Below are 22,238 nucleotides of genomic sequence, written 5' to 3' on the forward strand. Positions count from 1 at the left end.
TTGTCGTTCTTACGATCGGTTCGGTCGTCGCGGCTCAGGCCTGGTATGGAACCGCGCCCCGCGCCACCAGAGCTTGAGCGCCTGCCAATGAATTGCCGCCGTGACCTTAAGTGTCATCAGAGGTACGCGGCAGGCGGCAATTGCGATGCTGCGCGTGGACAATGGCTGTCGCCGACCGGACACCGTCGTGGCGATGCGCAGGCCGCCGGCCTCGTCATACAACCGAATGCCCAGCCCCACGCGCGCCTCCGGGGGCATGACGTGAAAACGATACGTGCCACTGCGATCGAAGAACGGCGAAACATGGAATTGCTTGGCCTTGTCGCGCGCCGCGCGCCAATCCATCGGCCGGCCGTCGTCGTGCAGCACATAGACATGATGCTCACCGAAGGTGTTGTGTACCTCGGCAACGAGCGCGCGCAGCGTGCCGTCCGCATGTTCGGCGTAATACAGGCTGATCGGATTGAAGCCGTAGCCGAGCACGCGCGGCATGGCGAGCAGCCGCACGCGCCCCCCGGCGAGCGTTACGCCGTGCTCGGCAAGCACGGCGTCCAGCCAGGCGCGCAGATCGCTGCCGTCGTGCGGGCCGTGGTCGGCGTCGTAAAACGACAAAAGATTGAAGCGATTGCGTGATATCAGCGGCGAGCTGGCACAGGCCGAGTCGATGGCATCGATATCCAACAACACGAAGAACGCCCGATACATGAACCGGTAGCGCGGCGGCCCCGGCCGCCGGTGCATGATCCGGCAGCGATACAGTGCGGGCGCGCTCACCCTGGCCACGGCGCCTGGGCGCCCAGCGCCCCGGCCACGCGGGTCGCCGCGGCCAGGCCGTCCTCGTGGAAACCATAACCACACCAGGCGCCGGCATGCCATACACCGCCGTTGCCCTGGATTTCGTGCAGCCGCTTCTGCGCCGCCAGTGCGGCACGATCGAACACCGGGTGCGAATAGCCGATATCGGCGATTACCTGGGCGGGGTCCGGCTCGGCCAGCGGATTGAGGCTGACGAAATATTCGCGCGGGCCGCGGATCGACTGCAGCCGGTTCATCCAGTAGGTCACCGCCACGCGCTGGCCGGAAATCCCGGCCCGGTCGGCCTGATAGTTCCAGGACGACCACACACGCCGGCGCTTGGGCATCAGGCTGGCGTCGCTGTGCAGCACCGCGCGGTTGGGCTGGAACGAGAACGAACCGAGCAGCGCGCGTTCCAGCGGCTCGGCATCGACCAGCAGCCGCGCGGTCGTGTCGGCATGACAGGCGAAGATGACCTGGTCGAAATGCAGCGTGCGTCCGCGTTCGGTGATCACCGTTACGCCGTCGGCCTGGCGCCGGACGCGCTGGATCGGGGTGGCGCAACGCACCCGGTCGCCGAGCATGGCAGCCACCGCGTGCACGTAGGCATGACTGCCGCCGACGACCGTATGCCACTGCGGCCGGTCCCGGACATCGAGCAGGCCGTGATTGTCGAAGAAGTGCAGGAACGCCGCCAGCGGGAATCGACGGATCTCCGCGGTGGGCGTGGACCAGATCGCGGCGGCCATCGGCAACAGATAGCGCGCCGCGAACGCTTCGCTGAAGCGGTGGTGGTCAAGGAATTCACCCAGCGCCATATCCGGCACCCGATCGGCGGCCAGCATGCGCTTGGCGCGGCGGTTGAAACGCAGGATATCGACGATCATCCGCCAGTGCGCCGGATCGCGCGCCAGCCCCGGTTGCGCGAACAACTTGGCCGGGCTGTCGCCGGCCCATTCGATCGCCCCGTTGCCGATCGAGACCCCGAACGACATGTCGCTGGGCTGTGTGGCCACACCGAGCTCGTCGAGAAAACGATTGAAACAGGGATAATTGCGATCGTTGGCAACAATGAAACCGGTATCGACCGGCTGGGCGCCATCCATGATCGTGCAGACATGACCGCCAAGCTTGTCGGCCCCCTCGAACAGGGTAACCTCGGCGCTGTCGCGCAGCAGCCACGCCGCGCCCATACCCGCTATGCCCCCGCCGATAATTGCGATTGTCTGCATCCACTGCATTCCGATCGTTGAATTGTGCTCATAGTGCCACGAGCCGATGCCGGCCCGCGTCGAGCGCTTCGTCTTTGGACGGTATTTTGGGTTTGGGCTATGCTCTGTCGCGCATTATTGGCAAGGCGCGACCCTTCCCGGGCCCCTCGGCTTGCCGTTCATGATATCGGTCGGCCCCGCGATGTCGGGCCCGCTGATTCGTACACACGAACACGTCGTTCAACCAAGGAGCCGCCATGAAAGATCCCGTACGCGTAGCCGTAACCGGGGGCGCCGGCCAGATCAGCTATTCACTGATCTTTCGCATCGCCACCGGCGAGATGCTCGGACACGACCAGCCGATCATCCTCCAGCTGCTGGAAATTCCGCCGGCCATGGATGCGCTCAAGGGCGTGATCATGGAACTCAACGACTGTGCCTTCCCGCTGGTCACCGAAATCCACGGCACCGACAAGCCGGAAGAAGCCTTCGCCGGCGCGGACTATGCACTGCTGGTGGGCTCGCGGCCGCGCGGCAAGGGCATGGAGCGGTCGGATCTGCTCAAGGCCAACGGCGATATCTTTTCGGTGCAGGGCAAGGCCCTGAACGATCATGCCTCGAAGGAGGTCAAGGTGCTGGTGGTCGGCAACCCGGCCAACACCAACGCGCTGATCGCCGCCAACAATGCGCCGGATCTGGACAATAACCAGTTCACGGCGATGATGCGCCTGGACCACAACCGTTCATTGTCTCAATTGGCCCAGAAGACCGGCAGCCTGGTCACGGACATCGAGGGCATGATGGTCTGGGGTAACCACAGCTCCACCCAGTTCCCGGACTTGTCGCACGCCACGGTCAAGGGCAAGCCCGCGCTCGACCTGGTCGACCAGGCGTGGTACGAGAACGACTTCATCCCGACCGTGCAGAAGCGCGGTGCGGCCATCATCGAAGCCCGCGGTGCATCCAGCGCGGCGTCGGCGGCCAGCGCGGCGATCGACCACATGCGCAACTGGGTGGCCGGCACCAACGGCCAGATCGTGAGCATGGGCATTCCGGCTGATGGCAGCTACGGCATCGAGCCGGGCATCATGTATTCGTTTCCGGTGACCTGCGCCAACGGCGAGTTCAAGATCGTCCCGGATCTGGCGATCAACGATTTCGCCCGCGAGCGCATGCAGGCCACCGAGGACGAACTGCGCAGCGAACGCGAAGCGGTCGCGCATCTACTGTAGCGCCGAGCCCGCCCGATAAGTGACAAAGCCGGCCTCGTGCCGGCTTTTTTTATTTTCCATATCAAAACCTTGGCAATCGGGAGATGTGATTTGTAAGGCGTCGTCCGCGCGGCTACTCTGAGTGACCGTCGGTGTGCGCCCCGCACACCGCCCGAAACAACCGGAGACGTTCATGCGCCGCCTATTCTGGATTCTTACGCTCGGCCTCGGCCTCGTCAGCGTTGCCGCGCAGGCGCAGTCCGAATCGACGGCCAAACTGTGGGCCCGCTGGAAAGCCCACGACAGCCAATCGACGGCCACGATCGACAACGGCGCCTATGACGCGTTTCTGAAGAAGTATGTGGTGGTTCATCAGGACGGGCCGAACGGCGTGCGCTACAGCGACGTCTCCAGCGCCGATCGGCACAAGCTCGAGCACTACATCCAAACCCTGGAAAAGGTCGATATCGACCACTACAACCGCCACGTCCAGCGCGCCTACTGGCTCAATCTCTACAACGCGGAAACCATCGACCTGGTTCTCCAGCACTACCCGATCAAGTCGGTCCGTGACATCGGCAGCCTGTTGCACCACGGTCCGTGGCAGAAGAAAGTGCTCAAGGTCGAAGGCCAGAAGTTGACGCTCAACGACATCAGCCGTCGCATTCTCCGCCCGATCTGGACCGACGGGCTGACGCTCTATGGCCTGAGCTGTGGCGCCATATCCTGTGCCAGCCTGCGCCAGACCGCCTACACCGGCAGCAACGTGTACTCGGCGCTGTACGAGAACGCGGAGGACTATGTCAATTCACCCGAGGGCGTGCGCTTCGATCACGACGGTGGGCTAAAGATCTCGAAAATCTACAAGTGGTACAAGGACGACTTCGGCGGCGACAAGCGCGGCGTGATCAACCACATTCGCCGATATGCCGCGCCCCAGCTCTCCGTACATCTGGAAGCCGACCGGCACATCGCCGGCTACGACTTCGACTGGGCACTGAATTCCGAAGCCAACGTCTCGGCCAAGGCGGCCCACGACCATTGATCCCGTCAGCCCGTGCGATGCGCCACCGGCGAAACCCACATCAGCTTGCCGCCCGGCGTGGTCGTGCCCGCGCGTGAGGTGTCCTCCATCGACACCATGATCTCGCTGTGATCGCCGAGTTCGTCTGCCACCCGGGGTGACAGCGTCATGGTGTAATGGCCGCGGGTGTGCGGCAATCGGCCCACCAGGTGCGGCCGGCCATTGGCTGCCTTGATCCACATGCGCAGCATCTTGCCCGAAGGCACGCTGAAGTCGCCCATGGCCTGCACGGACAGCTTGCGGCCATTGTCGGAGGACGTGACCAGCCAGCTCATGCCGGTCGGCTTGTCATAGATGACACTGGCGTACTTCGGTGGGCTCTCGCTGCCGCCGTGCCAGACCGGCAGTTCGTAGACCGACAGACCGGCCAGCGCGAGTGCGGCCACCGACGCGGCGAGCGCCAGGCGCTTCCAGCGACGTACAACGCGTCTGTCGTTGGCCGCGGCGGCGGGCGCAACACCCGTGCGCGCCGCGGCTGGGTCCCGACGGGACAAGCCGGTGGCCCGCTCTACCCGGCCCCAGACCTCGGCGGGCGGCGCGACGGGCTCGAGATCGAGACCGAGCTGCGCCAGACGATGCTCCCAGAAGGCGAGGCGCGCGCGGGCTGCGGCATCGTGCACCAGGCGCTGCTGGAAGGCTCTGGCGTGTTCGGGTTCCAGCGTGCCGAGCACGTACTCGGCCGCCATCAGATCCAGCTCGTCATGTTCGGGCGTCGTCATACCGCGCCCCCCGCCAGACAATCGCGCAGGCGCAGCAGGCCCCGTCGAATCCAGCTCTTGACCGTACCCAGCGGCGCGTCCATGCGCTCGGCGAGCTCCTGATGCGTCAGCCCTTCATAGTAGGCGAGCAGCACGCTTTCGCGCTGCTCATCGGACAACTGGCCCAGACAGGCGTTGATCGCAGCCAGTGACTGCTGATTTTCGTTTTCCTGTGCGGGGGACAAGCTCTGTTCATCCTCCAGAAGCGTGGCGACCCGGTCGGGCTCTTCCGGCATGGCGACTTCGGGGCGTCGCCGCCGCAGCATATCCAACGCACGATAACGCGCGATCGACAACAGCCAGGTCAAGGGTGCGCCACGCTCCGGCGCGTAGGTATCGGCTTTCTGCCAGATGCGCACATACGCATCCTGCAGTGCATCCTGTGCCCGTTCGGGGCTGCGTAGGATACGCAGCAACAACGCATAAAGTTGCGGCGAGGTCGCCGCATACAGACGTTTGAACGCCTGCTCGTCGCCACGCGCCGTCGCCGCGAGCCATTCGGCCAGCTGTTCGCGCTCAGCCATCCTGCCGCCCTGCACCCGCCGGGCGCAGTTTAACCAAATACCGGGTTGTCATCGTCTACCATGATCCCCCATTAATGGCACTAGTCTGACGGCTTATGCCGCACAACTCAATTGTGATCGTCTCGACGCGCGACTGCCATTGACGGCGGCACCCCGCGTGGCCGGGCGACCGAAGCAACGATCCATGACGGCGACCGATCGCAGGGGCCAGCAGCCCGCTCGAAACCACGGCCGTAGACAGGGTCCCACCCAGCCACGCTGGTCGACGGTCGGCAGGCGGCACCGCGCGACCGGCCGGGCAGCCTTACGCCCGGGCATGAGAACGCCACCGCGCGACCATTGCGCCGCCGTGCACGATGCCTGCCCGTGCGGCGCAATCCCGGGTATCGTGCGCTGGTTTCGGCCCCGCGCCGGGCCGATCGACACCGTCCCAGTTGAATCGCCGTGCGCCCGGTTCTATCGTCGGCGCCAACTTTGTACGCCGCCGAGGCTCGTCATGCCGCATACCTTTCCCGGTTCCTTCCCCACCACTCGCCTGCGTCGTGGGCGTGCCCGCGACTTTACCCGCCGCCTGGCGCGCGAAAATCACCTCTCGGTCGACGATCTGATCTATCCGGTATTCGTTACCGAGGGCGAGGCGGTGGACGTGGTCGCCATGCCCGGCGTGCGCCGTCATACCCTCGACGGGCTGCTGCGCGAGGCGGGCGAGGCCGCGGAGCTGGGTATTCCCGCGATGGTGCTGTTCCCGGTCATCGACCCGGCGAAGAAAACCCCGGATGCGGCCGAGGCCGCCAACCCCGACGGGCTGATCCCCCAGGCCATTCGCGCCATCAAGGCTGAATTCCCGCAGCTCGGGGTGATGACCGATGTCGCACTCGACCCGTATACCAGCCACGGTCAGGACGGCGTGATCGACGACGACGGCTATGTGATCAACGATCCGACCATCGGCATCCTGGTCGAGCAGATGCGTGCACATGCCGAGGCCTGCGTGGACATCGTCTCGCCGTCCGACATGATGGACGGTCGCATCGCCGCCATGCGCTCCGCGCTCGAGGCCGACGGCCACATCAACACGGTCATCATGTCGTATGCGGCCAAATTCGCCTCGGCCTACTACAACCCGTTCCGCGAAGCACTCGGCTCGGCCGCCAGCCTCGGCAAGGCCGACAAGCGCACCTATCAGGTCGACCCCGCCAATACCGACGAGGCCCTGCGCGAGGTGGCGCTGGATCTGGCCGAGGGCGCGGACATGGTGATGGTCAAGCCGGGCATGCCGTACCTGGACATCATTCATCGCGTGAAGGAGACCTTCGGCGTGCCAACCTTCGCCTACCATGTCTCCGGCGAATACGCCATGCTCAAGGCCGCCATCAACAACGGCTGGCTGGACGAGCGCGCCGCCGTGCTGGAATGTCTGATGGGCTTCAAGCGCGCCGGCTGCGACGGCGTACTCACTTATTTCGCCAAGGACGCCGCACGCTGGCTGGCCGACTGAACCCCCGATGCCCTCGCAGCCCGAGCGCATTCTGGTCGTCGGCCCGGCCTGGATCGGCGACATGGTGATGGCGCAGAGCCTGTTCATGGCGCTGCGCGCACGGCTGCCCGCAGCGACCATCGACGTGCTCGCGCCCGCGGCAACCGCCCGGCTCGTCGCGCGCATGCCCGAAGTGGACGACGCCGTGATCATGAACGTCACGCACGGCAAGTTCGCCTGGTCCCGGCGGCGCACGGCGGCGCGGGAACTGCGCGAGCGCGGCTACGACCAGGCCATCGTCCCCCAGCGCAGCGCCAAGGCCGCACTGGTGCCCTGGCTGGCCGGGATTGCCCGGCGCACCGGCTATCGCGGCGAACTGCGCCCGGGCCTGATCAACGACCTGCGTACGCTCGACAAGACGCGCTATCCACTCAAGGCCCAGCACTACGCCCTACTCGGCACCGCAGCCGAAGGCGACGCGCTCGGCCCGATGCACTGGCCGCGTCTGAGCGTTGATGCCGCACGCCAGAACGCGTTGATCGCCGCGCTGGGCCTCGACCTGGATCGGCCGGTGGTCGGCTTCGCGCCGGGCGCGGCCTACGGCGGCGCCAAGGCCTGGCCGACACGGCACTATGCCGCGCTGGCCGCGCGTCTGGATGCGGCCGGCCAGAGCTGCTGGATCTTCGGCAGCGCCGCCGATCGCGAGGTGGCCGCCGCGATCGCCGCAGCCGCCCCGAAACACGGCGTGAACCTGGCCGAGCGCACGACCCTGGTCGATATCGTCGATTTAGCCGCGCGCACCACCCAGTTCGTCGGCAACGATACCGGCGTCATGCATCTGGCCTCGGCCGCCGCGCCCCGCGTGATTGGCCTGTATGGCTCGACCGACCCCGACTATGCTCCGCCGCTGGCGCCTACCTCGCAGCGTCTGTGGCGCGGTATGGACTGCTCGCCGTGTCGTCGGCGCCAGTGCCCGCTCGGCCATCACGCCTGCATGGAAGACCTGCCGGTGCGCGATGTCTTCACCGCCTGTACCGATCCGGGAACGGCCACCATCGCCTCGCTGCACGCGATCGCGCATTACCATCCGACGATTCAGAGCCTTTCGGAATAGACGCCAAGGCCGACTGAGCGTTTGCGCCCGCCGGGCGGCTTGGTCACGATAAACGCCCGTATCCGCCGCGAGCGTTCGTTTCATGTCTCCAGCCCCTGATCGCTATGCCGTCATTGGCCACCCGGTCGAACACAGCCGGTCGCCGGACATCCATCGCCTGTTCGCCGAGCAGTGCGCGCAGACCATGGACTACACCCGGCTGCCGGCCCCCGTCGATGGCTTCGAACGAGTCGCGGGCGAATTCTTCGCTGCCGGCGGTGCTGGGCTGAACGTCACCCTGCCGTTCAAAACGGCTGCCGCCGAACTGGCGGACCGGTTGACCGAACGCGCCCGCCGGGCCGGCGCGGTGAATACGCTGATGGCCAGCGCCGACGGGCTGGTCGGCGACAACACCGACGGCGCCGGCCTGGTCGCCGATCTGGTCGACAATCTGGGCGTGGCGATCGCGGGTCGCCGCCTGCTGATTCTCGGTGCCGGCGGCGCGGTGCGCGGCGTGGTGCCGAATCTGCTGGCCGCCGGCGCGGCCCGCATCACGATCGCCAATCGCAGTGCCGACAAGGCGCGCGCGATCGCCGACGCCTGTGCGGACATGGGCGCGGTTTCGGCCTGCGCGCTCGACGCGGCCCCCGCCGATGCCGATCTGGTGATCAACGCCATTTCCGCCGGCCTGACCGAGGGCAGTATGCCGGCGATCGACGCGCGCGTGCTGGCCCGCGCCGGCGCGGTCTACGACCTGATCTATGCCGATGCGCCCACGCCGTTCCTGCGCTGGGCAGCCGAACACGGCGTGACGGCCGGGCGCGACGGTTTCGGCATGCTGGTGGAGCAAGCGGCCGAATCGTTCGCGCTCTGGCGCGGCATCCGTCCGGCGACCGCACCGGTTATCGCCGCGCTGCGCGACGCCACACGCCGGCCCGGCTGAACCGCTATAATGGTGCGACTATGAACGCACGGTCCCCGGCCCAAGAGCTCGATCACGTTCTGCGCGACGATACCTCGGGCGAATTGCTCGACCCGCAGATCCATGCGCGGCAGTACAGCACCGTGCGCAAGGCGCACGAAACCGAGTTGATCGAGGACTACGTCGAACTGATCGCCGACCTGATCGACGCCAAGGGCGAAGCGCGTGCGGTCGAACTGGCCCAGCGCATGGGCGTGACCCAGGCCACGGTCGGCAAGATGATCCGGCGGATGACGGAAGCCGGGCTGGTCACCAGCCAGCCCTATCGCTCGATCTTTCTCACCGAAGCCGGCCATAACATGGCGCGCGTATCGCGCGAGCGGCATATCGTGGTGTTGCGGTTTCTGCGCGCGCTGGGCGTGTCCGAAGACACCGCGCGCCAGGACGCCGAGGGCGTGGAGCATCACATCTCGGACGAGACCATGGAAATCATGCGCCGATTCGCGGATGACCGTGAGCCCGGATGAATCCACGGCCCCGACCATCCGCCAGACCGAGACCGCGGACGGCCGCCGGCGGATCGAGCATGCCTGGCCGCGCGAGGCACGCGCCGGGCGCGCCATTCAGGATGCGATCGCCACATACGTGGACACCCGCAATTCGCTGCCGCGCGATATACAGACCGTAGCCGGCGTGGATATCGGCTTCGAGGATCGCGGCGCCACCACACGCGCCGCAGTCGTGGTGCTCGATCCGGCCGACCTGAGCGTGGTCACGCAGGCGCTGGTGCGCCGCCCGACCCGCATGCCCTACATTCCGGGCCTGCTGTCGTTCCGCGAGATCCCGGCTGCACTCGATGCACTGGCACAACTCTCGACTCTGCCGGACCTGCTGATGGTGGACGGCCACGGCATCGCCCATCCCAGGCGGCTGGGTGTTGCCACCCATCTGGGTCTGGTCAGCGGCCTGCCGACCATCGGCGTGGCCAAGAAACGCCTCACCGGCACCTACGACGCCGCGCCCGAACAACGCCTGGCCTGGACCCCGCTCCTGGACGGCCATGAGACCATTGGTGCAGTTCTGCGCTCCCGGGCTGGCGTTAAGCCAATCTTCATATCGCCCGGGCATCGTATCGATCTCGGTACGGCGATCGAGTGGACCGCACGAACGCTGACGCGTTATCGCCTGCCGGAGACGACGCGGGCCGCCGATCGGCTTGCTTCTCGTCGTTGACAAGGCGCGCGAGTACGGCGCAGGCCGGCTCGCCGCAAATTTTTGGCCGTTTTAATGCAACTGTTATGCTTTTGCGCGGTCACAGCCGACTCGGTCAATTCCCTACCTAACCTACAGGTTTTTCTATGATCAAACGTTTTTGCATCCTCGGCACACTGGCGATTGCCGCGCTGTCGTTCACCGGCATGGCAGTCGCCGCCGATAATGGCGGCCAGAGCAACAGCAGCCAGAACAACACCCAGCAGCTGATGAAGACGTACCGCTCGGACGCCAAGCAGCTCAAGCAGATCCACGACAAGACCATCAAGAACAACCCGCAACTGGCCAAAGAACAGCAGCAGTTCCAGCAGCAGGTCAAGGGCGCCATCAAGAAGCAGGGCTACGACATCAAGTCGGGCCAGAAGCGCATGCAGTCGATGGCCAAGAAGCTGCAATCCGGCAAGCTGAATGACAAGCAGCGCAAGCAGGTCATGCAGAACTTCCAGAACGAGCGTCAGAAGATGGTCAAGGCGCGCAATGCGGCGCTGTCGCAGCCGGCTATCAAGAAATCGGGCCAGAAGCTCGAAAACGACACCATCGCGGCCATGAAGAAGCAGAACCCGAAGACGCCTCAGCTCATCTCCGAGATGAAGAGCGTGCGCGGCAAGCTTCAGCAGCAGCAGCAACAACAGCAGTCAGCCGGTTCGAACAACGGCGGCTAGCGCTCGCTCGACTCGCCAACGCCCGTCAAAGCCCGGCCCGACCAAGGCCGGGCTTTTTTGTTTCAGGAATGCGCAAAAGCGTACGGCCCGCCCCGCTCGAGCGCCCGCTGGTAGGCCGGCCGGGCATGGATACGCTCGACAAATTCGCGCAGCTTCGGGCACCGTTCGCCAGTGCCGCCCCGCGCCATGGCAGCCTCGATGGGAAAGCTCAGCATGATATCGGCGGCGCTGAAGCGCTCGCCCACGAACCACTCGTGACTGCGCAATTCGTTTTCCAGATAATCGAAATGCAGCAGCCGCTGCGGCCGGATGAACTGCTTTTTGACCTGTCCGCAGATCGCGCGAGCGATCGGCCGCGCCGGCAGGGGCGTCTTCTTCTCGACGGTGTCAAAGACCAACTGCAATAGCAGCGGCGGCATCAGCGATCCCTCGGCGTAATGCAACCAGTATTGATAGCGCAGGTGGTCCTCGCTGTCCGGCGCCGGCGCGAGCTGACCGTCGCCGTGCTCGCGTACGATGTAGTCGATGATCAGGCCGGTCTCGGCCACGGTGCGGCGCCCGTCCGTAATCACCGGCGCCTTGCCGAGCGGATGAACACGCTTGAGCGCATCGGGGGCGAGCTGCGTTTTCGGGTCACGCGCGTAACGTTCGACCTTGTACGCGATCGCCAGCTCTTCGAGCAGCCAGAGCACACGCTGCGAACGCGAATTTTCGAGATGGTGAACCGTGATCATGGCCGGCTTTTATGATGACAATGATGACATCGACCATAACCCGACGCGGCGACCTCGTCAGCCGACGGCGCGGCTTCCGCCGCCGGGCCCCGGGCCGGACGGCGGCTGCCACACATTGCGGATTGCCTGCCGGCCGCGCTCGGGGAACCCGCCACCGAAACGCAGTCTTGCCCTGGCCCCGCGGCCCCTGCATTCGATCGTGCCGCGCTCGATACCGTGCAGCCGCACGATATCGGCCACCGCGGCAACGAAACCGGCGGGCGGTCGCCCGATGCGGGTGGTGACACGGCCGCCCTGTTCAACGGCGAGTCGGTAATTGATGCGAAATCGGTCGAGCACGTCTTGGCCTCACGGTCATGGCCTGTCAAAGTCTCGGCATGAGCCAAGCATCACGCAAGTCTGAATCGTCAGCCGGACCCGCGGTGCGGGTCGACAAGTGGCTATGGGCGGCGCGGTTCTTCAAGACCCGCAGCCTGGCCTCGACCGCCGTCAAGGGCGGCAAGATCGAGATCAACGGCCACAAGGCCAAGCCCAGCGCGACGGTCCGTCCCGGGCATCAATTGCGGGTAACCAAAGGCGAAGTGGTATTCGAGGTCGAGGTCGCCGACGTGGCCGACAAGCGCGGCCCGGCAAGCCAGGCCGAGGCCCTGTACACCGAAACCGAGGCCAGCCGCGAACACCGCGCCGAGCGCGCCGCCGAGCGCCGGGCGGCGCGTATTTCCATGCCGCGCCCCACTGCCCGCCCGGACAAGAAACAACGCCGCGAGCTGCGGCGCTTCAAGCACGGTGATTGAGGCCCGTCGCAGGCCGGGCCGCCGGGAAGCCGTGGCGCCGGATTGTCGGCATCCCTTCGGGGCCCGCCCTATCCGTCGGTCGCGGTAGCGCGTGTCAGGCCTCGTCCGGTATCAGCGACAGCTCGCCGGCAGGTCATCGGCCGGGACCCCCGCATTCACGCTATCGTGCTCCGACGGCGCCGTGCAGCGCCAGGTGATGGTGCCCGAACCGAAGTCGGCGGTCAGGTACACGACCTTGTCGTCGATCGCCCCGCCGGCATATCGAATATAAATGCCGGGCGCGTCCGGGTTGTTGTGCCACCAGATTCGCTTGACGTAGCGTCCGCTTGCGGCGCCGTCCGTACCGCTCGGCATGTTCAGTTCCGCCAGTACGCCATTCCAGGAACCGCTTGTGGGCAGATGGCCATGCATGCTGTAGTACTCGGCCACGGCCTGCTTGAGCGGCTGGGCGAGCACCAGCCCCTCGGTGATTTTGGCCCGTGTTTCGTAATGGCGATACAAAGGCAGCGCAATGGACGCCAGCACGCCGATGATCGCCACCACGATCATGAGCTCGACCAGCGTAAAGCCGGTCTGGCCCCGCCGGTCGGCCGATGCGTCCTGCATAGTCTGTCCCGTATCCAATCCGAGGCGGTACTTGTGCCGGCTGCCGCACACGCTGTCAAAACCGGGGCGGCGACGCGGCCGCGGGCACACCGCTGCAATCGCCGCTCCGTCTGGTATTTCACGGGGTTGCGGATGCCGATCGGGCGGCGCGCCCGAGCACCACGAGCCGATAACCGCTCGGTGGCGCGCACTCATATGCCCCGTGTTCCCGTTGGCGAGTATCGGGTAGGGCCTGTTGCTGTTTCGTGTGAGCGCCGCGTTGGAGACCGCAAATCGTGTCCGGCAAGGCGCGAGTCTGGGTCGTGGCGTGCCACGACCCAGACTCGCAACGCCGCAGGGCTCGATTTGCGGCCCAACCCGAAGGGACAAGCGCTGTTTTGCGGCAATCCAGCGTTGCAGCACGCTTGCGCAGAGTGGACTGCGCGGCGCGCACTACGCCTCGTCTTGCCGCAAAAAAGCGCTTGGCGCGGACTCGCACGAAACAGCAACAGGCCCTAGGATGGGCCCACTAATCGACAATGAGGATTGTTCATGGGCAAACAGATCGAATTCACCCGACCCGACGGCGCCACCGCCCCCGGTTTCTACGCCGAACCCGACGGCCGGCCGAACGCGCCCGGCATCGTGGTGATCCAGGAATGGTGGGGCCTCAACGACCAGATCAAGCGCATCGGCCAGCAATGGACCGACGCCGGCTATCGCGTGCTGATTCCTGATCTGTATCGCGGCGAGAAGGCGCTGGACGCGGCCGAAGCCGAGCACAAGATGGACGACCTGGATTTTTCCGATGCCGCCACCCAGGACGTGCGCGGCGCGCTCCAGTATCTCAAGCAGGACAGCGCCTCGGTCGGCGTGATCGGTTTCTGCATGGGTGGCGTGCTCGCGGTGCTGGCGGCCATGCATGTGCCCGAGACCGATGTGGCAGTCTCCTGGTACGGCATTCCGCCCGAGGAGGCCGGCGATGCCAGCGCCATCGACGTACCGTTGCAATGTCATTTCGCCACGCAGGATACGTTCTTCCCGATCGAACAGGCCGATGCCTTCGAAAAGAAGCTCGAGGCCGGCAACGTCACGCATGAGTGCTATCGCTACGAAGCCCAGCATGCCTTCGGCAACGAGGAATGGGATTACTACGATCCCGAAGCCAGCAAGCTCGCCTGGCAACGCAGCATGGCGTTCTTCGAGCGTCATCTGAAAGGCTGAGGCGCACACGTCGAGGGCGGCCCGGGGCCGCCCTTTTTCGCCGCAGCGCCGCATGCCGCGGCGCTGTCAGTCGGCCGCAGCCTCGTCGTCATCGAATATCGGCAGATGGCCGAGCGCGATTACCTCCGACCAATCGCTGCGATCGCCCTCGGTCATGATTGCCGCTTCGCCCGCGATGATCGCGCCGGCATGGTCCATGATCTTGCGCATGGCTTCCAGCGTGGAGCCGGAACTGATCACATCGTCGACCAGAACAATACGCGCATCCGCCACCAGATCACGATCCTTGGCATCGAGATACAGCGTCTGTTCGTCGCCCGTGGTGATCGAATGGGTGGTGGCCGACAGTGCGTCGCCCATATAGGGCTTGTAACTCTTGCGCAGCACCGCGTACGGGCGTCCCGTGGCCACCGACAAGGCATGGACCAGCGGAATCGACTTCGCTTCCGCGGTCACCAGCACGCCGTAATCGAGCACGGCCAGGCGATTCGCCAGCCCGCTGGCGGCTGCCTGCACCAGCGCCGTGTCGCCCAGGATATTGAGTACGGCAATGCGGACGCCGGAGGCCACCCGGAACAGGGGCAGTTCGCGCTTGAGTCCGGCGATTTCGACGGGGTAGGTGCGTTGCGTGGCTTGCATCGGCGGGCAGGGCTGGGTTCGAATCAGCGCTGCATTGTGCAACAGGCCGGGCGACAAATCTAAATCCGATCCGGCCGGCGACGCGGGATGGGCGCGCACAGACGTTCGGGCATGCGGCCAAATGCGCGGGACAAGACACGGGTGTAGTCTGGCCCGGACGTTTCCAACAGTCCGGCGGGACGCGAACCTGATCCACCCCGCCGGCGCAGCCCGTGAGGTCGATATGCAAACCCGCGCCGCCGTACTACACGAGATGGGCGCCGCGCGCCCCTATTCCGAATCGAAACCGTTGTCGATCGAGACCGTCGAGCTTGCCGGCCCCGGCCGCGGCGAAGTACGGGTGAAGATGCATGCGGCCGGGCTGTGTCATTCCGATCTGTCCAGCATCGACGGCAATCGCCCACGCCCCACCCCGATGGTGCTGGGCCACGAAGCCGCCGGCGAGATCGTGGAGCTCGGCGACGGCGTGACCGATTTCGCGGTCGGCGACCATGTGGTGTGCGCCTTCGTGCCGAGCTGCGGCCATTGCGCCTACTGCGCCGACGGGCGCGCCGCGCTGTGCACGCCGGGTGCCGAGGCCAACAACGCCGGGGTGATGCTGTCCGGCGGGCGCCGTCTTTCGCAGCACGGGCACGACGTTCATCACCATCTCGGCGTATCCGGCTTCGCGGAATACGCGGTCGTGGCCACCGAATCGCTGGTCCGTATCGACCCGTCGCTGGATTTCGATATCGCCGCGGTATTCGGCTGCGCGGTGCTGACCGGTGTGGGCGCATTGCTGCAGACCGCACAGCTGCGGCTCGGCCAGAGCGTGCTTGTGGTGGGTCTTGGCGGCGTGGGACTGTCGGCCGTGCTCGGCGCCATCGCCGGCGGCGCCTCCCAGGTCATCGCTGCCGACATCGCCGCGGACAAACTCGAGACCGCGCGTGCGCTCGGCGCCACCGCGACGGTGGACTCGAGCGACCCCCATGCGCTGGAGAAGATCCGCGATCTGACCGGCGGCGGCGTGAATATCGCCGCCGAGTTCGCCGGGGTCGCCAAGGCCTTGGAGTTCGCCTATGACGCTACCGGCAAGGGCGGCACCACCGTCACCGCCGGCCTGCAGCATCCGGACTCGCGCATGTCACTGCCCGCGCTCACGCTGGTGGCCCAGGAGCGCCGCGTGCTCGGCTCTTATCTGGGCGGCCATGTGCCCAAGCTCGATATCCCGGATTACATCGCCCTCTACCAGGCCGGCCGGCTGCCGGTGGATCGGCTGCTCACGCACCGTCTGGCACTCGACGAGATCAATACCGGGTTCGAGCGCCTGGCCGCAGGCGAGGCGATACGGCAGGTGATTCAGTTCTGAACGCCGCGGTTTTTGCGCACGGCCTGCGCGATACTGTTCGAATCCACAACCCAACCGACCGGCCATCATGGACCGGCCGGCCCTAGGAGCTGCCAATGTTTCGTCGCCTGATTGCCGCCAGTGTTCTATTGCTCGTCGCCACGGCGGTGTTCGCCGCGCCAACCAAGAGTGTAACCATCGTCGGGCGCAACGATCTGCGTTTCTCACAGGACCACATCACCGTGGCACCGGGCACGAAGGTCACGCTCAAGCTGATCAACAAGTCGCACCTGCCGGCCTCGGCCATGTCGCACAACTGGGTGCTGCTGAAATCGGGTACCGACGCCGGCGCCTTTGACAATGCCGCGCGGAGCGCCGCCAACAACGACTACATCCCGAAATCGATGAGCGATCGCGTCATCGCCCATACGACCATGGTGAGCGGCGGCCACAGCGATACGATCACGTTCACCGCGCCCACGAAACCCGGCAACTATGAATACATCTGCACATTTCCCGGGCATTTCCGGGCCGGGATGAAGGGCACGCTGACCGTTTCGCCCACAAATTGATCGCCCACCGTTGAATTTACGCGCAGTGCCGTCAAATCAGCGGGGTTAGTGTTCATCAAGGAACCCGCATGTCTTACGACAAACTGCTGTCACCCGTTCGTTTCGGCTCGCTGGAACTGCCCAATCGCGTGGTCATGGCGCCGCTTACGCGCGCCCGCTGCCCCGACCTGGTGCCGGGCGAAATGCAACAGACCTACTACGCTCAGCGCGCCGACGCCGGGCTGATCATCTCCGAGGCGACCAATATCTCGGAGTCGGCCCGGGGCTATGTCTACACGCCGGGCATCTTCACCGACGCACAGGAAGCCGGCTGGTCGAAGGTCGTCGATGCAGTACACGATGCGGGCGGCCGCATGTGTCTGCAGCTGTGGCACGTCGGCCGCATCGGCCACAACATGGTGCATCCGGACGGCCGCAAGCCGGTCGCGCCCAGCGCATTGAAGGCCGAGGGCGCGGAATGCTATGTCGAGTTCGAGGACGGCAGTTCCGGCAACCACCCCACCGCCACACCGCGCGCGCTGGAAACCAAGGAAATTCCGGACGTCATCGACGAATATCGGCAAGCGGCGATTCGCGCCAAGCGCGCCGGTTTCGACATGGTCGAAGTCCATGCGGCCAACGCCTATCTGCTGCAACAGTTCATGGCCACCGGCTCGAACCAGCGCACCGATGCCTATGGCGGCTCGATCGAAAACCGCGCCCGGCTGACGCTGGAAGCAGTGGACGCCGTCACCGAGGTCATGGGCGCCGATCGCGTCGGCATTCGTATCTCGCCGTTCATCGAGATCTTCGGCCTGACCGACGACGAACCCAAGGCCATGGCCTTCCATCTGGCCGAACAGCTCGAAGCGCGCGGCCTGGCCTATCTGCATATCAACGAGCCCGACTGGGCCGGCGGCGACATCAAGCTCACCGACGAATTCCGCGCGGCCATGCGCCAGCGGTTCGCCAGTGGCGCGCTCATCTTCTGCGGTCACTACACCGCGGATCGCGCCGAGAAACTGATCGAAAACGGTCTCGGCGACGGCGCGGCCTTCGGCCGGCCCTACATCGCCAATCCGGATCTGGTGGAACGCTTCCGCCAGGAGGCCGAACTCAACGAACCCGATCCGTCGACCTTCTATGGCGGCGATGAACACGGCTATACCGACTACCCGACACTCGAACAGGTACAAGCCTGATCGGCAACCGGCCCGGCGACTCGTCCCCTTGCGGGTTTCCGGGCCGGACCATCGCAACGGGATTCGCGATTATTTACGACAGGTAGCGGGCTGAATAAGCCAGGGCATTTTGTCCGCAAATGCACTCGGATGAGCGAAAATAAGTCGTAAAATCAAGGTATTGCCTCTTCGGGCTGTGAGCAAGCCTTTATCTGAACTTTACACCCGGCGCGTGTCATGGCGGCGATCGGGTCGATAACGAAGGCCTGTCGCCACCTGAGCAAACAGGCCAGACGGGCCGAGCCGAACGACTGCACGCCCGCCCTCGGCACCGCCTGTACCCAAAACGACGAATCCGGCGAACGATCATGCCGGGCCGCCCGCCTTTCCGTTGCAAGCCGGGCCGTCTGAGGTCGATGGATGACACATCGCGGCGACGGCGCGCCGCCGTAACGACGGGCGCCTACCAAGCAGGCCCCTCGTACGACTCTTCGGGATGCGTCGTCGAATGCTCCGGCAGGTCAATCCATGATGTCTAGCTTGCGCCCAGCGGCTCCACGGCGCGACACAGCGAACAGACCACACCCTTGTGGTGGACCGAGTACAGCACGTCGGGCCGTTCGAAATCGGCATTGCAGGCCGTGCAGGCGTAGACCGCATCGGACGGCGTGCCGTCTTCGGTGAAGCGCGGCGCATTGACGCCGTCATCGCTGTTTCTTAGATAGAACCGCCCGCGCGTCGCGATTGCCAGAATCGGCGGGCACACCACGCCCACCGCTACCGCGAACAACGGCGGATAGGACGACAGAAACGCGCCCAGCACGCCGAAGTAGGCCGCAATGGCCAGTCCCGCCGCGAGAATGAACGACAACGTGCCGACGGGGTTGATCGGGTATAGCATGCCGCGCCGGAATTCCGGCAGCTTGGGCGAGATGCCCAGCACATACTTGTTGATCACGATATCCGTGGCCACGACCACGACCCAGGCGATCGCACAATTGGAGTAGAACCCCAGGATGTTGTTCAGCACGGCGAACATGTTGCCTTCCATGAGCGCCAGCGCGATGGTGACGTTGACAACGACAAACACCACCCGCCCCGGATAATGCCGCGTGATACGGGTGAAGGCGTTGGTCCAGGCCAGCGACCCGGAATAAGCGTTGGTGACGTTGATCTTGATCTGACTGATCACGACCAGCACCACGGAAAGCGCGAGCGCCAGCCACATGGGCACCATGTCGGAAAAGATCGAGACGAACTGACGCACCGGCTCGGTAGCGGCCGAACCCGCAACCTTCGACAACAGATAGAACGCCAGCAATGCGCCGATCATCTGCTTGATCGCACCGAGCACGACCCAGCCCGGCCCAGCCGCCAGGACCGCGGTCCACCATTGGCGGCGATTCTCGGCCGTTTTCGCCGGCATGAAGCGCAGATAATCGATCTGCTCACCGATCTGGCCCATCAACGCCAGCACGACACCGGCACCGAGCATGATGGCCGCGAGACTGATGCCGCCATAGCCTTGGGTACCGGTGTATTGCAACCAGTCGCCAACCACCTGCGGCTTGGCCGATAGCAGATAGATGACCGGCGCCGCCATCAGGATCAGCCAGAATGGCGTGGTCCAGAGCTGCATTTTCGACAGCGCCTTCATGCCGTAAATCACCAGCGGTAGCACGATCAGGGTGGCGATCAGGTAACCGAGCCACAACGGAACGCCCAGGCCGAGTCGCAACCCCTGAGCCATGATCGAGCCTTCCAACGCAAAGAAGATGAAGGTGAACGAGGCGAAGATGATCGCGGTAAGCACCGAGCCGTAGTAGCCGAACCCCGCGCCGCGCGTGATCAGATCCAGATCGATGTTGTAGCGTGCCGCGTAATACGCCACCGGCAGCCCAGTCACGAAAATGAGTGCGGCCGCGAACAATATCGCCAGAATCGCATTCGCCGTACCGTAGCTGATCGCGATGCTCGCGCCGATCGAGAAATCCGCCAGATAGGCGATCCCGCCGAGTGCGGTGATGGCTACCGTCATGGGCCCCCAGCGCCTGAAGGAGTGCGGCGCATAACGCAGGGTGTAATCCTCCAGCGTTTCGTTCGTCGCGCCGGCGGCATCGTCCTCGGGACGGAAAAGCGTTTCGCTCGTACTGGCCACATCGATCACCGGTTGAAATGTCGGGTGATGTGCAGAGCAATGTTGATGCCAGCTACCGCTGCGCCTTGCACCGGCGCGCACAGCAGGCGGGCCCCACTGCTGCGCGAGCGCTCATCGACGGCGCGAAAGCCCCGCGCTGGTGCGTTCGCACCAGCGCGGGGCAAACAGCTAGACGAGGACGCCCTCGCGTTCGATGAACGCCGCGATATCGGTCAGCCCGTCGCCCGCCCGCAGGTTGGTGAACAGAGTCGGGCGCTCGCCGCGCATCATCCGGGCGTCACGCGCCATGACCTCGAGCGAGGCGCCGACATAGGGCGCCAGATCGATCTTGTTGATCACCAGCAGATCGGATCGCGTGATGCCGGGCCCGCCCTTGCGCGGAATCTTGTCGCCGGCCGAGACATCGATCACGTAGAGCGTCAGGTCCGACAGTTCCGGCGAAAATGTCGCCGCCAGGTTGTCGCCGCCGCTTTCGATCAGGATGACATCCAGATCGTGAAATTCGGCGGTGAGCTGGTCGATGGCGGCCAGATTCGCCGAGGCGTCCTCGCGAATCGCGGTATGCGGGCAGCCCCCCGTCTCGACGCCGCGAATGCGCTCTTCCGGCAACGCACCGCTGCGAATCAGGAAATCCGCATCCTCGCGGGTATAGATGTCGTTGGTCACCACGGCGATCGAATACTTGTCGCGCATGGCCTTGCACAGAGCGTCGGTCAGCGCCGTCTTGCCCGAGCCGACCGGGCCCCCGATGCCGACCCGCAGGGGCGATTGCTTGTCCATGCTTACCTCTTTCAGATGATCGATCAGGAACGATAAAGCCGCGAATACAGGGTTTCGTGCGCCGTGCTGGCCAGCGCAACGCCCGGTAACGAGCCGCCCAGCTCCGCGTCGGCGAGGCGTGTTGCGCGCGCGACGGCGCCCGGCACGCCTTCGGCCAACTCGAACAACAGGATCTGGCCGCGCGTCTGCCCCAGCGGCACCAGTTTCACCGCCGCCAGCACCTGATTTTCAAGCCAGGCCCAGGCCAGCCCGGACGCGGCCGCCTCGGGCTCGATCTGCCAGCGCGTTGCGGCCAGCGCCCATAGCGCCGCGAATGAAACGTCCGCCGCATGCGCCCCGCCCAGACGCCAATCGCGCGCGCCCGGCTCCTGCATGCCGTCGAGCAGGGTCGCCAGGGCGTGCCCGAGATGGCGCTCTTGGGCCCGCCGCTCGGCGGTTTCGCGCGATGTCAGCAAATAGCGGCTCCAGTCACCGACCCGCTCGACACAGTCCGCCTGCCAAGCCGCATGCAGGCGGAAATACACGGCCAGATCGAGCGGTACGAGCGTGGCCTCGAGGCTCGCCGCGAGCCAACCCCGCACATCCGCCTCGCTGCGCAGCCAACCCTGTTCGACGGCGGCTTCCAGGCCTTCGGAATAGGCGAAGGCGCCGACCGGAAGCGAGGGGCTGGCCAGTTGCAGCAAGCGCTGTAACGCAAGCCCCCGGCCGGCATCAGCCACGGGCGTGATTCGGGTTCTCGAGCGGGGCCGCCGCTTCGTGCTCGTGCTCGTGCTCGTGCTCGTGCTCGTGGCCGTGGCCGTGGCCGTGATGATCATAAGCACCCGGCTCGGGTTGGAACGCGCAGTGACAGACCTGCGGCCGTGCGCCCAGGCCCGCGACCATCGCATCCAGCACATGATCGTGGCGATAGGCCACGGCATCGGCGTACACCTGTAGCGGCACGTGGCGGTTGCCGAGGTGATAGCAGATCCGATTCAGCAACAGTCGATCGAGACAATGCACGTAGGACAGAGCTTCGGCCGCCGCGACGATGCGAACGAAAACACGTGTCTCGGCGTCGGTCAGCACATCGCCGTCCGACAGCGTCGTGCCGCGGGCCAGCACGAGGCCGGCAAAGTCGCCGTTGTCGAGCGCGAGGCGTTGGCGTGATTTCTGGCGGGCGTCGAAATCCAGGGTTGCCGTGGCATCGGCGGCAACCGGCGCGCCGCTGTATTTGTGAACGAGTCGAATCATGGGCTCATGGATCAGGCAGGTCG

At 65.4% G+C, this 22,238-nt stretch carries 25 protein-coding genes; 13 read left to right on the forward strand and 12 right to left on the reverse strand.

Going from position 1 to position 22,238, the window contains the following annotated elements; all coding sequences use genetic code 11:
• Window positions 1-9 precede the first annotated feature (9 nt).
• Window positions 10-774, reverse strand: a complete 765-nt coding sequence (locus SALB1_RS02310) for a DUF1365 domain-containing protein (RefSeq protein ID WP_199678665.1) — start codon at window positions 772-774, stop codon at window positions 10-12.
• Window positions 771-2,027, reverse strand: a complete 1,257-nt coding sequence (locus SALB1_RS02315; RefSeq protein ID WP_109992394.1) for an NAD(P)/FAD-dependent oxidoreductase — start codon at window positions 2,025-2,027, stop codon at window positions 771-773. Before SALB1_RS02315 ends, SALB1_RS02310 begins: the two co-directional genes overlap by 4 nt.
• 236 nt (window positions 2,028-2,263) lie before the next feature.
• On the opposite strand from SALB1_RS02315, the gene SALB1_RS02320 reads away from it, so the two are divergent.
• Together SALB1_RS02320 and SALB1_RS02325 are read left to right on the forward strand one after the other, a co-directional pair.
• Window positions 2,264-3,238 carry a malate dehydrogenase gene (locus SALB1_RS02320; RefSeq protein ID WP_109992395.1) on the forward strand — a complete coding sequence of 325 codons (975 nt, stop codon included), beginning with the start codon at window positions 2,264-2,266 and terminating at the stop codon, window positions 3,236-3,238.
• A 172-nt stretch (window positions 3,239-3,410) separates the two neighbouring features.
• Window positions 3,411-4,262: a DUF547 domain-containing protein gene (locus SALB1_RS02325; RefSeq protein ID WP_109992396.1), complete on the forward strand. Its 852-nt coding sequence runs from the start codon at window positions 3,411-3,413 to the stop codon at window positions 4,260-4,262.
• A 5-nt stretch (window positions 4,263-4,267) separates the two neighbouring features.
• On the opposite strand, the gene SALB1_RS02330 is transcribed toward SALB1_RS02325, so the two are convergent.
• Both SALB1_RS02330 and SALB1_RS02335 read right to left on the reverse strand, forming a co-directional pair.
• Window positions 4,268-5,020: an anti-sigma factor domain-containing protein gene (locus tag SALB1_RS02330; RefSeq protein ID WP_109992397.1), complete on the reverse strand. Its 753-nt coding sequence runs from the start codon at window positions 5,018-5,020 to the stop codon at window positions 4,268-4,270.
• Window positions 5,017-5,583, reverse strand: coding sequence for a sigma-70 family RNA polymerase sigma factor (locus SALB1_RS02335; RefSeq protein ID WP_109992398.1), 567 nt, complete (start codon window positions 5,581-5,583; stop codon window positions 5,017-5,019). Before SALB1_RS02335 ends, SALB1_RS02330 begins: the two co-directional genes overlap by 4 nt.
• A 496-nt stretch (window positions 5,584-6,079) precedes the next feature.
• Between SALB1_RS02335 and hemB the strand changes: the two genes are divergently transcribed.
• From hemB to SALB1_RS02365, 6 genes are all read left to right on the forward strand, one after another.
• Window positions 6,080-7,081 (forward strand): porphobilinogen synthase, encoded by a 1,002-nt coding sequence (gene hemB, locus SALB1_RS02340; protein WP_109992399.1) that lies wholly within the window; start codon window positions 6,080-6,082, stop codon window positions 7,079-7,081.
• Window positions 7,082-7,088: 7 nt separating this feature from the next.
• The gene (gene waaF / locus SALB1_RS02345) at window positions 7,089-8,174 is read left to right on the forward strand and encodes a lipopolysaccharide heptosyltransferase II (RefSeq protein ID WP_109992400.1); all 1,086 of its coding nucleotides are present in this window, start codon (window positions 7,089-7,091) and stop codon (window positions 8,172-8,174) included.
• 82 nt (window positions 8,175-8,256) lie between these two features.
• Entirely contained in the window at window positions 8,257-9,096 is an 840-nt protein-coding gene (aroE, locus tag SALB1_RS02350; RefSeq protein WP_109992401.1) for a shikimate dehydrogenase, read from the forward strand.
• 20 nt (window positions 9,097-9,116) lie between these two features.
• Window positions 9,117-9,602, forward strand: coding sequence for a manganese-binding transcriptional regulator MntR (mntR, locus tag SALB1_RS02355; RefSeq protein ID WP_109992402.1), 486 nt, complete (start codon window positions 9,117-9,119; stop codon window positions 9,600-9,602).
• On the forward strand, window positions 9,583-10,308 hold the full coding sequence (gene nfi / locus SALB1_RS02360; protein WP_109992403.1) for a deoxyribonuclease V: 726 nt from the start codon (window positions 9,583-9,585) through the stop codon (window positions 10,306-10,308). The genes mntR and nfi overlap by 20 nt, the downstream gene beginning before the upstream one ends.
• A gap of 125 nt (window positions 10,309-10,433) precedes the next feature.
• On the forward strand, window positions 10,434-11,009 hold the full coding sequence (locus tag SALB1_RS02365; protein ID WP_109992404.1) for a hypothetical protein: 576 nt from the start codon (window positions 10,434-10,436) through the stop codon (window positions 11,007-11,009).
• Window positions 11,010-11,071: 62 nt separating this feature from the next.
• Here SALB1_RS02365 and SALB1_RS02370 read toward each other — a convergent pair whose 3' ends face one another.
• Window positions 11,072-11,743, reverse strand: a complete 672-nt coding sequence (locus tag SALB1_RS02370; RefSeq protein WP_109992405.1) for a glutathione S-transferase — start codon at window positions 11,741-11,743, stop codon at window positions 11,072-11,074.
• 57 nt (window positions 11,744-11,800) lie between these two features.
• Window positions 11,801-12,082 carry a DUF3634 family protein gene (locus tag SALB1_RS02375; RefSeq protein ID WP_109992406.1) on the reverse strand — a complete coding sequence of 94 codons (282 nt, stop codon included), beginning with the start codon at window positions 12,080-12,082 and terminating at the stop codon, window positions 11,801-11,803.
• 83 nt (window positions 12,083-12,165) lie between these two features.
• On the opposite strand from SALB1_RS02375, the gene SALB1_RS02380 reads away from it, so the two are divergent.
• Complete coding sequence (locus SALB1_RS02380) at window positions 12,166-12,537, forward strand: RNA-binding S4 domain-containing protein (RefSeq protein ID WP_255414477.1); 372 nt, start codon at window positions 12,166-12,168, stop codon at window positions 12,535-12,537.
• 111 nt (window positions 12,538-12,648) lie between these two features.
• Here the strand turns inward: SALB1_RS02380 and SALB1_RS02385 are convergent, their stop codons facing one another.
• A complete protein-coding gene (locus SALB1_RS02385) occupies window positions 12,649-13,143 on the reverse strand; it encodes a pilin (RefSeq protein WP_109992407.1) in 495 nt (164 codons plus the stop codon).
• 531 nt (window positions 13,144-13,674) lie between these two features.
• On the opposite strand from SALB1_RS02385, the gene SALB1_RS02390 reads away from it, so the two are divergent.
• Window positions 13,675-14,346: a dienelactone hydrolase family protein gene (locus tag SALB1_RS02390; RefSeq protein WP_109992408.1), complete on the forward strand. Its 672-nt coding sequence runs from the start codon at window positions 13,675-13,677 to the stop codon at window positions 14,344-14,346.
• 66 nt (window positions 14,347-14,412) lie between these two features.
• Here SALB1_RS02390 and SALB1_RS02395 read toward each other — a convergent pair whose 3' ends face one another.
• Entirely contained in the window at window positions 14,413-14,985 is a 573-nt protein-coding gene (locus tag SALB1_RS02395) for a phosphoribosyltransferase family protein (RefSeq protein ID WP_109992409.1), read from the reverse strand.
• 223 nt (window positions 14,986-15,208) lie between these two features.
• On the opposite strand from SALB1_RS02395, the gene SALB1_RS02400 reads away from it, so the two are divergent.
• From SALB1_RS02400 to SALB1_RS02410, 3 genes are all read left to right on the forward strand, one after another.
• The gene (locus SALB1_RS02400; protein ID WP_109992410.1) at window positions 15,209-16,333 is read left to right on the forward strand and encodes a zinc-dependent alcohol dehydrogenase family protein; all 1,125 of its coding nucleotides are present in this window, start codon (window positions 15,209-15,211) and stop codon (window positions 16,331-16,333) included.
• Between the two features lie 95 nt (window positions 16,334-16,428).
• A complete protein-coding gene (locus SALB1_RS02405; protein ID WP_109992411.1) occupies window positions 16,429-16,884 on the forward strand; it encodes a plastocyanin/azurin family copper-binding protein in 456 nt (151 codons plus the stop codon).
• 68 nt (window positions 16,885-16,952) lie between these two features.
• Window positions 16,953-18,065, forward strand: coding sequence for an alkene reductase (locus SALB1_RS02410; protein WP_109992412.1), 1,113 nt, complete (start codon window positions 16,953-16,955; stop codon window positions 18,063-18,065).
• A 514-nt stretch (window positions 18,066-18,579) separates the two neighbouring features.
• Here SALB1_RS02410 and SALB1_RS02415 read toward each other — a convergent pair.
• The 4 genes from SALB1_RS02415 to ureE form a co-directional block, all read right to left on the reverse strand.
• A complete protein-coding gene (locus SALB1_RS02415) occupies window positions 18,580-20,202 on the reverse strand; it encodes a cytosine permease (RefSeq protein ID WP_109995231.1) in 1,623 nt (540 codons plus the stop codon).
• Window positions 20,203-20,370: 168 nt separating this feature from the next.
• Window positions 20,371-20,982 (reverse strand): urease accessory protein UreG, encoded by a 612-nt coding sequence (gene ureG / locus SALB1_RS02420; protein WP_109992413.1) that lies wholly within the window; start codon window positions 20,980-20,982, stop codon window positions 20,371-20,373.
• Window positions 20,983-21,005: 23 nt separating this feature from the next.
• Window positions 21,006-21,701, reverse strand: a complete 696-nt coding sequence (locus SALB1_RS02425) for an urease accessory protein UreF (RefSeq protein ID WP_199678666.1) — start codon at window positions 21,699-21,701, stop codon at window positions 21,006-21,008.
• Complete coding sequence (gene ureE / locus SALB1_RS02430) at window positions 21,694-22,215, reverse strand: urease accessory protein UreE (RefSeq protein ID WP_109992415.1); 522 nt, start codon at window positions 22,213-22,215, stop codon at window positions 21,694-21,696. Before ureE ends, SALB1_RS02425 begins: the two co-directional genes overlap by 8 nt.
• Window positions 22,216-22,238: the final 23 nt, after the last annotated feature.

This window comes from Salinisphaera sp. LB1 (assembly GCF_003177035.1).
Taxonomy (GTDB): Bacteria; Pseudomonadota; Gammaproteobacteria; order Nevskiales; family Salinisphaeraceae; genus Salinisphaera.

Excerpts from the sequence above, each read along its gene's own strand:
- SALB1_RS02315 (WP_109992394.1), bottom strand. The coding sequence starts at position 2,027 with ATGCAGACAATCGCAATTATCGGCGGGGGCATAGCGGGTATGGGCGCG.
- SALB1_RS02320 (WP_109992395.1), top strand. The coding sequence starts at position 2,264 with ATGAAAGATCCCGTACGCGTAGCCGTAACCGGGGGCGCCGGCCAGATC.
- SALB1_RS02325 (WP_109992396.1), top strand. The coding sequence starts at position 3,411 with ATGCGCCGCCTATTCTGGATTCTTACGCTCGGCCTCGGCCTCGTCAGC.
- SALB1_RS02330 (WP_109992397.1), bottom strand. The coding sequence starts at position 5,020 with ATGACGACGCCCGAACATGACGAGCTGGATCTGATGGCGGCCGAGTAC.
- SALB1_RS02335 (WP_109992398.1), bottom strand. The coding sequence starts at position 5,583 with ATGGCTGAGCGCGAACAGCTGGCCGAATGGCTCGCGGCGACGGCGCGT.
- hemB (WP_109992399.1), top strand. The coding sequence starts at position 6,080 with ATGCCGCATACCTTTCCCGGTTCCTTCCCCACCACTCGCCTGCGTCGT.
- waaF (WP_109992400.1), top strand. The coding sequence starts at position 7,089 with ATGCCCTCGCAGCCCGAGCGCATTCTGGTCGTCGGCCCGGCCTGGATC.
- aroE (WP_109992401.1), top strand. The coding sequence starts at position 8,257 with ATGTCTCCAGCCCCTGATCGCTATGCCGTCATTGGCCACCCGGTCGAA.
- mntR (WP_109992402.1), top strand. The coding sequence starts at position 9,117 with ATGAACGCACGGTCCCCGGCCCAAGAGCTCGATCACGTTCTGCGCGAC.
- nfi (WP_109992403.1), top strand. The coding sequence starts at position 9,583 with ATGACCGTGAGCCCGGATGAATCCACGGCCCCGACCATCCGCCAGACC.
- SALB1_RS02365 (WP_109992404.1), top strand. The coding sequence starts at position 10,434 with ATGATCAAACGTTTTTGCATCCTCGGCACACTGGCGATTGCCGCGCTG.
- SALB1_RS02370 (WP_109992405.1), bottom strand. The coding sequence starts at position 11,743 with ATGATCACGGTTCACCATCTCGAAAATTCGCGTTCGCAGCGTGTGCTC.
- SALB1_RS02385 (WP_109992407.1), bottom strand. The coding sequence starts at position 13,143 with ATGCAGGACGCATCGGCCGACCGGCGGGGCCAGACCGGCTTTACGCTG.
- SALB1_RS02390 (WP_109992408.1), top strand. The coding sequence starts at position 13,675 with ATGGGCAAACAGATCGAATTCACCCGACCCGACGGCGCCACCGCCCCC.
- SALB1_RS02395 (WP_109992409.1), bottom strand. The coding sequence starts at position 14,985 with ATGCAAGCCACGCAACGCACCTACCCCGTCGAAATCGCCGGACTCAAG.
- SALB1_RS02400 (WP_109992410.1), top strand. The coding sequence starts at position 15,209 with ATGCAAACCCGCGCCGCCGTACTACACGAGATGGGCGCCGCGCGCCCC.
- SALB1_RS02405 (WP_109992411.1), top strand. The coding sequence starts at position 16,429 with ATGTTTCGTCGCCTGATTGCCGCCAGTGTTCTATTGCTCGTCGCCACG.
- SALB1_RS02410 (WP_109992412.1), top strand. The coding sequence starts at position 16,953 with ATGTCTTACGACAAACTGCTGTCACCCGTTCGTTTCGGCTCGCTGGAA.
- ureG (WP_109992413.1), bottom strand. The coding sequence starts at position 20,982 with ATGGACAAGCAATCGCCCCTGCGGGTCGGCATCGGGGGCCCGGTCGGC.
- ureE (WP_109992415.1), bottom strand. The coding sequence starts at position 22,215 with ATGATTCGACTCGTTCACAAATACAGCGGCGCGCCGGTTGCCGCCGAT.